The sequence below is a fragment of the Mycoplasma sp. 480 genome (assembly GCF_051353065.1).
Classification (GTDB): Bacteria; Bacillota_I; Bacilli_A; order Mycoplasmatales; family Metamycoplasmataceae; genus Mesomycoplasma_A.
In genome coordinates, this window is sequence record NZ_CP195722.1 from 439,253 (window position 1) to 449,362 (window position 10,110).

Annotated in this window: 9 protein-coding genes; all 9 read right to left on the bottom strand. The window is 24.3% G+C overall.

The genetic code is table 4. The features are described 5' to 3' along the window. Window positions 1-8 precede the first annotated feature (8 nt). Window positions 9-1,208, bottom strand: a complete 1,200-nt coding sequence (locus tag ACR34G_RS02000; protein WP_436359149.1) for a hypothetical protein — start codon at window positions 1,206-1,208, stop codon at window positions 9-11. Between the two features lie 90 nt (window positions 1,209-1,298). Next, window positions 1,299-3,119, bottom strand: a complete 1,821-nt coding sequence (gene pepF / locus ACR34G_RS02005) for an oligoendopeptidase F (protein WP_436359150.1) — start codon at window positions 3,117-3,119, stop codon at window positions 1,299-1,301. After that, the gene (gene ptsP / locus ACR34G_RS02010) at window positions 3,106-4,836 is read right to left on the bottom strand and encodes a phosphoenolpyruvate--protein phosphotransferase (RefSeq protein ID WP_436359151.1); all 1,731 of its coding nucleotides are present in this window, start codon (window positions 4,834-4,836) and stop codon (window positions 3,106-3,108) included. Before ptsP ends, pepF begins: the two co-directional genes overlap by 14 nt. A 118-nt stretch (window positions 4,837-4,954) precedes the next feature. Then, window positions 4,955-5,218: an HPr family phosphocarrier protein gene (locus ACR34G_RS02015; protein ID WP_436359152.1), complete on the bottom strand. Its 264-nt coding sequence runs from the start codon at window positions 5,216-5,218 to the stop codon at window positions 4,955-4,957. A 64-nt stretch (window positions 5,219-5,282) separates the two neighbouring features. Continuing rightward, on the bottom strand, window positions 5,283-5,924 hold the full coding sequence (locus tag ACR34G_RS02020) for a ribonuclease HII (RefSeq protein ID WP_436359216.1): 642 nt from the start codon (window positions 5,922-5,924) through the stop codon (window positions 5,283-5,285). Beyond that, window positions 5,905-6,456: an inorganic diphosphatase gene (locus ACR34G_RS02025; RefSeq protein ID WP_436359153.1), complete on the bottom strand. Its 552-nt coding sequence runs from the start codon at window positions 6,454-6,456 to the stop codon at window positions 5,905-5,907. The genes ACR34G_RS02020 and ACR34G_RS02025 overlap by 20 nt, the downstream gene beginning before the upstream one ends. 29 nt (window positions 6,457-6,485) lie before the next feature. Next, window positions 6,486-7,190, bottom strand: coding sequence for a PQ-loop domain-containing transporter (locus ACR34G_RS02030; RefSeq protein ID WP_436359154.1), 705 nt, complete (start codon window positions 7,188-7,190; stop codon window positions 6,486-6,488). Window positions 7,191-7,192: 2 nt separating this feature from the next. Next, window positions 7,193-8,590: an MSC_0618 family F1-like ATPase beta subunit gene (locus ACR34G_RS02035; protein WP_436359155.1), complete on the bottom strand. Its 1,398-nt coding sequence runs from the start codon at window positions 8,588-8,590 to the stop codon at window positions 7,193-7,195. Window position 8,591: 1 nt separating this feature from the next. Continuing rightward, the gene (locus tag ACR34G_RS02040; protein ID WP_436359156.1) at window positions 8,592-10,109 is read right to left on the bottom strand and encodes an MSC_0619 family F1-like ATPase alpha subunit; all 1,518 of its coding nucleotides are present in this window, start codon (window positions 10,107-10,109) and stop codon (window positions 8,592-8,594) included. Window position 10,110 lies beyond the last annotated feature (1 nt).

A 10,110-nucleotide genomic window follows, 5' to 3' on the forward strand; every position in this document is an offset into this window, starting at 1 on the left:
TTTTTATTTTAGTTGATAAATACGTCTTCAATAATAGTGTTATTAGCATTTCTGAAAATTGTTAAAGGTTCTTCTTTATTATCTGTTGTTACTTTAACAAATTTAACAATTATATAGGATTTTCCTTTTTCTGGGATATCGTTAAATACAAATAAGAAACGATTTAAATTGTTTTCACTTGCTGTAACGCTTGAAGTGTATTCAACATAATTTTCTTGTTCACTACCTTCTTTTTTAACTAATTTAAATTTACCTGATGTTCTATCATATTCTCTAATGGTTAATTTATAAGTTGAACCATTTTCAATAGATGTAACATTAGAAGCGATTGTAAATGGTTTTTTAGCTTGATCACTTTCTGCAACTTCACTTGAAGCAACTCTTTGTGCACTAATTAAACGTGATGTGGTGGTTAATTGCTTAATTAAACTTTCTGATTCAAAAGATAATTTAGTTGCTTTTGATTTATCACTTTCGTTTTGTTCACTAACTAATAAATCTGAAATTAAATAAGTTTTTTGACCTTGTAATTTATCAAATTCAAAAGTTAAAGGTTTTGAAGTATCTAAATAAACTTGTGATTTAGTTTCTATTTCTTTTGTTTGTTTATAACCTGTAGAACCTAATGAAATTTCACTTAATACAACTCAAACTTTTTTATCTTTTATTTGTTCAGGTTTGCTGAAAGTTAATGATACTTGTGTAGATGTAGCTGTTTTATTTGGGGTTAAAATAAAGTCACCACTTGAAATATCTGGAGTTTTGGTTGTTGTAAATGCATAGAGTTTATTTTCATTTTCTGTGCTTAATTCTACTTGTTGAAATTCACTATATGAATTTTCTCCAGTTTTAGTAGCTCTTGAAAATTTAAATAAATAATTGGTTTCTGGTTCTAAATTTTTTAATGTAACTATTGCTTTGTTTTTATAACCTTCTACTACTCTAAAATCTTCGTTAGCTAAAGTACTGAAATCTGCATCTGCTTCTTTTTTGTATTCAAATTTATACTTATATTTAGAATCATCAAAATTTAAATCTGTATTTTTTGATTCAAAGTTAAATTCTGCTGAAGTAGAAAATAAATTAGTTTGACTTACATATAAAAAGTTTTTTTCTTCTTTTTTGTCTGAACAAGAAATCAAAGTAATAACTGAAGCAGAAACTGTGCTTAGTGCTAAAATAGGCTTTAATAATTTATGTTTTTTCATTTTATCCTTTACAATCTTTATAATTACTAAATTTTTGTTAAATTAATATATGTTTAATTATATAATAAAAATGCAAAAAAACCTTAATTTTTATGATACTTTAAAGATTTTTTTACCTAATTTTATGTATTCTTCAATATTTTTGCTTAAAATTTGAAAACTATTAATGTATAAATCATCATTTTTTAGATTGATTCCAGCTTCTTGTAGAATTATAGATGGTTTATCTTTTCCACCTGCTGATAAGAAATTATGAATATAATTTTCTAATGATTTTGGTCCATTAATTTTGTAATCATTAAAGAAATAATTTGCAACTAAAAAACCAATTGCATATTTATAAACATAGAAATCTAAATAAAAATGAGGAACAATTGTTGCAAAAATTAAACTTTTTTCATTTTTAAAACCAGAAGCAAAATATTCTTTATATGTGTTAGAATAAATTTTTGCTAAATCATCAAATGTAGAAATTTCTTGATTTTTGTCTATTGCATTATAAACGTGATACTCATAATTTGATCAAAAGGTTTGTTTAACAACAGTGGAAATAAAATCTTGAATATTTTTTCTTAATATTTGTAACTTGGCTAAATCATTTTTAGCATTTTCTTTTAAATAGTCACTAACTACTAATTCATTAAATATTGATGCAATTTCAGCTAATAAAATAGGATATTCTGCATTGTTTTGATCTTGATTTTTATTGGAGTAATATGTGTGCATTGAATGTCCCATTTCATGAGCAAGAGTTAAAACAGACTCTAAAGTGTAATCTCAATTCATTGAGATAAATATCTTATCTAAACCATAAGCATTACTAATTGAATATGCACCAGAAGTTTTTCCATCACAATTCATATAATCAATTCATCTTTCATTAAAAGCTTTTTGAGAAACATCGTTATATTCTTGTCCCATTATGCTTAAAGATTTTTTATAAATTTCTTGTGCTTCTTCTACTGAATATATTTCTTTTTTATCAACTAAATCAACAAATGAGTCGTAATATTCTTTCTTTTGGTTGAATTTAGCTTTAAAAAATAAAGAATCATATTTTTGAAATTTCTTTAATAATGGTTTTAATTTTTTAACATTATTAAAGAGAGTTTGGAGCATATTTTCTTCAATATAATCTTCACTTATAAAGGATTCTACGGAAGAATTGTATTTTCTTTTAAGAGCAAAAGTAGAAATTCTTGAAAAATGCTGGATTAAAAGTTTTGCATAAGTGTTTTTATTTTTAAAATAAGAATTAAGATAACTATTAAAAGCAGTTTTTCTTAAATTTCTGTCTTTGTTTTTCATTAATAAAGAATAATTACTGTGAGTAATTTTAATTTTTTTGTTTTTAGAAGTTGTTCCATAACCTAAATCAGTTTCAACATCACTTAAAACTTGAAAAATTTCAGAAAAATCAGGATTTGCTTTATTGATGTCTAAAAGAAAATTTTCGATTTCATCGCTTAATTTGTGTTTTTGGAAATCTAAAATTTGTGTTAACTCATATTTAAATGATTTTAGTCTTTCATCCTTTATTCATTCTTTGATTTTGTCAATATTTTTGTATAAACGGTTTATTTCAGAACCATTTTGTTTATTAAATTCATCTAGATCATTTTCAAATTTTACTTGAATTTTACTTATGATTGGATCAACAGAGTTTATAGATAGTTTATTAGATAAATAGTTAATTATTTTGTTTAATTTTAGCTCATTTTTATTTTCTAGTTCTTTAAAATAAATAAAAGATTCAATATTTTCATATTTTGAATCTTTATATTTTAATTCTTCATTTTTACTTATTCAATATTCTTGAATAATAACTTCAATTTTTTTATTTTCAAGAAGACTTTCTAAATCGAAACGATATTTTTCTGGAATATCAGAATATTTTTTATATGATTTCATTTTCTTTTTTAAATGTTTCAAGTAATAATCTTACTTCTTCTTCTGTATCACATTTAATTGCTTGATGTGATAAAGCATGAGCTTTTTTATAATCTATTTTAGAAATTAATTTTTTTGCTTCTAATAAACTTGTTGCTGACATTGAAAATTCATCAAGACCCATTCCTAATAATAAAGGAATTGCATTTAAATCTCCAGCCATTTCTCCACACATTCCTGCTCATTTACCGGCTTTGTGTGCTCCATCAATTGTCATTTTAATTAATTTTAAAATTGAAGGATTTAATGGTTGGTATAAGTAAGAAACTTTTTCATTCATTCTATCAGCAGCCATGGTGTATTGCATTAAATCATTTGTTCCTATTGAAACAAAATCTGCATATTTACAAAATTGTTCACTTAAAACTGCTGCTGCTGGTATTTCTACCATCATTCCTACTTCTATTTTGTCAGATACTTTATGACCTTCTGCTTTAACTTGTTCCAACACTTTTAAGTAGATTTCTTTTGCTTGTTTAAATTCATCAACTGTTGCAATCATAGGGAACATAATTGCTAAATTTCCGTAATAAGAAGCTCTAATTAAAGCTCTTAATTGTGTTATAAAAGTTTCTTGTTTATCAAGAGAAAGTCTAATCGCTCTGTAACCTAAAAATGGATTCATTTCTTCAGGGAATTTAAAGTATTTTAAAGTTTTATCCCCACCAATATCAAGAGTTCTTACAACCACTTGTTTTCCTTGCATTTTTTCTAAAACTGCTTTGTAAGAGTTAAATTGTTCTTCTTCAGAAGGTCAATTTTCTGCATCCATATATAGAAATTCACTTCTAAATAATCCAATAGCATCGGAGTTATATTTCAATGCTCCTTCTGTATCTTGAACTGAACCGATATTAGTTGCTAGAGTAACTTCTCTACCATCTTTTGATAAAGATTTTTTAGTTAAAAAGTTTTCTAATTCCTTTTTATTTTCCATAAATTTTTTAAATTCTAATTCGAATTCTTTTATTTCTTCTAATGATGGGTTTATAATAACAACACCTTTTTCACCATTCATTGCTACAACATCTTTATTTTTTACTATTTCTGTAATATTTCCTAAACCTAAAATTGCCGGAATTTCTAGACTTCTAGCCATAATTGCAGAGTGAGAGGTTCTACCACCAATATTAGTTAAAAATCCTTTTACAAATTTCTTATTTAATTGTGCAGTATCTGATGGTGTTAAATCTTCTGCTACAATAATAGTTTCTTCGTTGATTGCTGATAAATCAACAATTTCAATACCTAAAATATTTTTAATAATTCTTGTAGCAACATCTTTAATGTCTGCTGCTCTTTCTTTCATATATGGATCATCGAAATTTGAAAACATTTCAATAAATTTTTTAGTTACATTTTCTGTCGCAAAAGCTGCATTCAATTTTTCATTTTTAATTAAGTTTTGCACTTCATCCATAATTGCTGGATCATTTGCTACTTGTATATGAGCATCAAAAACAGCAACTTCTTCTTCGTTTAGTGTTTTAGATGCTTTTTCTTTAATTGATTCTATTTGTTTTATAGTTTTATTTATTGCTATATTAAAAAGATTTAATTCTGCTTCAACATTTTCAATTTTTGAATTTGTTAATTCAATTTTTTGCTCTTTAATTTTGAATATTTTTGCAATTGAAATACCATTTGAAGCTCCTATCCCTGTAATTTTTTTAGACATATTTCCCCCTTGTTTTTAATCTTTTGTAGTAATAAAATTATATAATTTTTTTATGAAAATAAAAAACAAATTAGTCTATTTTTAACTAATTTGTTAATTATAATTACAAAAACAATTTTTAGATTAAATTATTTTCGACCATTGTAGTTTTTAAAGCTTCCATAGCTTCTTTTTCATCTTCACCTTCTGCTTCAATTGAAATTTCTTGTCCTTGTTTAATAGCTAAAGACATAATATTCATAATTGATTTAGCGTTTGCAGAAGCTGCAGATGTAATGATTTTAATATCTGATTTGAATTTTGAAGAAACAGAAACAATTTTTGAAGCTGGTCTTGCGTGTAATCCAATTGGATCAGATATAACAACAGTTATTTTTTCCATAATACCTTTCTAAAATATTATTTATTTTTTGTCTATATTTAAATTTTAACACAACAAAATGAAATTATTTAAAAATTTTTATTTTGTTGTGCATACTTTTGATAGGTTCAAAACTTTTGCGATGAATTGAACAAAAACCAAATTTTTTTAATGCTTCTTTGTGTTCTTTTGTTAAATAACCTGAATTTTGACTAAAATTATATACTGGAAAATCTTTGGAAATTTCTTTCATAAAGGAATCTCGCGTATATTTAGCAATTAAAGAAGCAGCAGCAATTGATAACGATTTAGAATCACCTTTGGTAATATTTTCTTGATTGATATTAGAATCAATTTTAACAAAATCAGTTAAAACTAAATCAATTTTTGTGTTAAATTTTTCAATTGACTTTTTCATTGCTTCTTTTGTTGCGTTTAAAATGTTAATTTCATCTATTGTTTGAGAGTCTATAAAAATTGTGTGATATTCTAATGAATTTTCTATAATTAAGTCTACAAGTTCTTTATGTTTGTTTTTAGGAATTTTTTTAGAATCAGTTATTTGATTGCTATCAAATTCAGTTTTTAAAATAACACAGGTTGCAACAACTGGTCCTGCTACACAACCACGACCAACTTCATCGCAACCTGCAATTATTTTTACTTTATTATTTAAAAAACTATCATCAAAGTTTTTTAATGTGCTTTTATTCGTATTTTTCAGGATGTTTTTCTTTCATTAATTTAATAAATTCTTCTTTTGGTAAATGAGAATATTCATTCATTAATTCAACACATTCATTGTATTCTTGAATAGCATATTCAATTCCTTCAAAACCATTTACAGAAGTAATTCCTGATCTTTTTCAATTTTTGTATGTGCTAAAAAATAATTCTACTTCTCTTAATCATCATTTTGGTAAATCTTCTAATTTTTGAATGTGATCTAAACGGTAATCATCTTCATGAACAGCTATTAATTTTGTATCTGTTTCACCATCATCAATCATTTTCATAGCTCCAATTATTCTTGCATTTAATACAGAACCACTAAAAAATGATTCATCTGAATAAACTAATACGTCTAATTCATCTCCGTCTCAATCTAGCGCTTCTCTTAAAGAACCATAATTAGCTGGATATCTAAAACCATCTCTTAAAATTCTATCTACTATAATTTGATTGGTTTTTCTATCATATTCATATTTTATATTTGATCCTTTTGGGATTTCTATATTTACTTGTACTATCTTTTTCATAATAAAAAATTTTATCATTTTTTCTCAATTTAGTTTGAAATATGTTCATTTTTGCTATGTTTTTTATTTTTTATTAAAATCATCAAAATCACTAATGAATTAGTAATAATTGCAAAACTGGATCAAATTAATAGTTGAATCATTTCTGTAATACTTATAGCAATGCCACCGTCTAAATTATAAATTGTAATCAATCCAGCAATTAATCAATAGGTAAATCATAAAATTTCCACAGTTAAAACAAGTGATTTATAAAATAATGATAACCCTTTCATTTTTTTGAAAAATAATCCTTTAATTAATTGTGGCAATGATGCAAATGAAATGCAAAAACTTGCAGCATTTATTAAAATTGAATTTACTATATTGTTATTGAATGAGATTATTTTAAGACTACTTAAAATAGTTAAAATAATTACTAAAATATAGGAAAACGACAGAAAAATGGCAATATAAATGTAATTTAGTTTTTTGGAATATTTGTAAAATAATACAATCAGTAAACTTAATAAACTTAAATCTACAAATGAAGCTATGAAAATGAAAATAGAAATTTCATTTTTAAAAATTGAATAAAAAATTCAAAAAATATAACTTAATCACAATACTCAAAAAGTTGTAAAACTCACTACACCAACGTGTTTAGTTTTAAAAGTTTTATAAAGTTGTGGAACAGTTGAAAAAGGCGTAATAATAATAGCTAATATTCCTACTATTATTTGAGTTAAAATCATATTTAGTTTAACCTTTCTAATTTTAAATCAATTTCTTCTGTTGAATTAATGTATAAAAACTCTTTTGGATGGATATTTAAATAAGTTCCTGAAACAATTTTTTCTACTGAACTAATAGTTTTTTCAATAGAGATAAATTCTCCTTTTTCTTTTGTAAAATTACTTGCTGTTCTTAATTTTTGACTAAAAAAATTAATTAATTGCATAGCTTTTCTTGCTATTATTCAGTTTTCATTATCCAGTTGCTCTAAACCTAAAATAAGGATAATATCTTTTAATTCTTCATATTTTTGAAGAATTTTTTTAGTTTCTGTAAGTGCATCAAAATGTCTTTTTCCAATATTTTCAATTGTTAATAAACTTGAATTGGATTTTAGTGGATCAAAAGCTGGAAAAATACCGTTTGATGCTATTTCTCTTGATAAAACTAAAACAGAATCAAGGTGACTAAAAACAGCAATAGAACCTGGATCATTTATATCATCCATAGGTAAAAAAACTGTTTGGAAAGATGTTATACCACCATTTTCATTTTCGTTAAGTCTTTCTTCGATATAGGAAACTTCGGAATTTAGTGTTGGTTGATAACCTACAGCTGACGGTTTTTTTCCAAGTGAAGAAGATAACTCATTGCCTGCTTGAATAAATCTATAAATATTATCAATAAAAAGTAAAACATCTTCTTTTTCAACATCTCTTAAGTATTCAGCAGCAGTTATTCCCATAGGAACTATTTTATTTCTTGAACCAGCTGTTTCATTCATTTGTGAAATGAAAATTATAGATTTTTCTAGTAAATTAGATTCTTTTAATTCATCTAGCAATTCTTGGCCTTCTCTTGTTCTTTCGCCAGAACCAATAAAAATAGAAGTCAATTTATTATTAAGTTTTTGTGAAGATAAGTTAAAGATTAATTCTTTCATTAAAACTGTTTTGCCAACTCCAGCTCCTCCTAAAATTCCAAGTTTAGTTCCCTTGAAAATAGGTATAAAAAAATCAATACATTTTACTCCCGTTTCCAAAAATAACTTGTTTTTAGTTTCAAATTTAACTTTTGTAATTGTTGAATCCAAATCTATCATTTTGAATTTTGATTTAGGTTGATTTAAAGATTCTCCTTTAATATTAAAAATGTTTCCTTTAGTTTTTAAACCTACAGGAACTTGAAGTTTTTTATCTTGCAAGATAACTTCTTGATTAATAAATAATTTAGTTGGATTGTGAATGATAATTGCTCTAACAACGGAATTGGAAATTATTTTTTCAACAAGTAAAATATTTTCTTCTTTTAAATCACTAATTATTTTTCCAATTTCAAGACTATTATTTGACAAATCATTTTCAATATCAAATTGAATTTCTACTGCATCTGTTAAAATTTTTGAAATTTTTCCATTCATTTTATTCACCTAAATACTCTTTCATTTCATTTTCACTTATTTTTTTAAAATTTATTTCTTGACTAATTTTCTTTGTTATTCCTTTATAATTGTAAAAATCATTAATTGCATTAATTATAAAATTTTTAAAATGAAATTCATCTACAAATTCTGAACTAATGAGTTTATTATAAATTTTATTAGCTCATTTGTTTTTTTGTAAAAAACTGAAAATAAATTTAAATAAGTCTTGATTTTCTTCATTAGCATCTAAAATGTTTCAAATTACTAGTTTTGAAAATAAAATAATTTCCCCTGTGTTTAGATAATTATTAAAACCTTTTTGAGTTAATATTTTTTCAATGTTTTTACCTTGATTTAAAGTTTTAGTAAAGGTATCTGAAAGATTAAATTTAATATCATTAAGATTATGATTTTTTATGTAATTATTATAAACTTTAGTTAACTCTTTTGATAATTCAGAAACTTGTTTATTTTGAACTGAACTTCCTGTTCTAGAAACAGAAATTGGATAATTTATAGCTGGAACAATTCCTGAATTAAATAGTTCACTACTTGTTACAATTTGTCCATCAGTAATTGAAATAATATTGGAAGATATAAAAGAAGTAATATCACCTGAATTTGTTTCCACAATAGGAAAAACAGTTATAGAACCTTCATCTTTAAAATTTCCACCTCTTTCTAATAATTTAGAATGAGTAAAAAAGACATCTCCAGGAAAGGCTTCTCTACCTGCTGGTTTATTCAATAATAAAGAAATTTCCCTATAAATATTTGCATGCTTAGTTAAATCATCCAATATTAAAATAACATCAAAATTATTTTTAGATAAATTTTCAGCATGAGCCATTGCAACATATGGTAACAAAAATTGATCATAAGAATTATCTGATTCAGCATGTATAATGATACTTTTATCTAAGCAACCATTATTTTTTAAAATTTCATAAATTTCTGAAATAGAACTATTTTTTTGTCCGATGGAAGCATAAATAAATCTTATATTATTATCAGAACAATTATTGATAATGGAAGAGAGAGTTAAATGAGTTTTTCCTGTTTTTCTATCTCCAACAATTAGTTGTCTTTGACCTTTTCCTATCGGAGTAAATAAATCAATTCCAAAATATCCTGTAAATAAAGGCTGATTTATTTTTTTTCTTTCATTAATCCCTCTTGCAGTTTTAAAAATTTCAGATTTTCCAAAAGAAACAATATTATTATTTTCTTTATAATTTTTATTTAAAATTTCACCTTTTATATTAATTATTTTTCCAAAAAAACCACTATTTGTTTCTATTTTGTCAAATAAAATAGGTTCTATTTCTTTATTTAGTTCAATTTTAGTGTTAGGATTAGAAATAATTAAATCAGCTCCTTCTTTACTTGCAGAAAGTAAAAAACCATAAACATCTTTGTTGATTTTAAAAAATTGATTTTGTTCATAATTAAAATCACCTTCAACTTTAATTAAAAAGTTATTTATCGATTTTACAATTAGATTATTTTTTTTCATT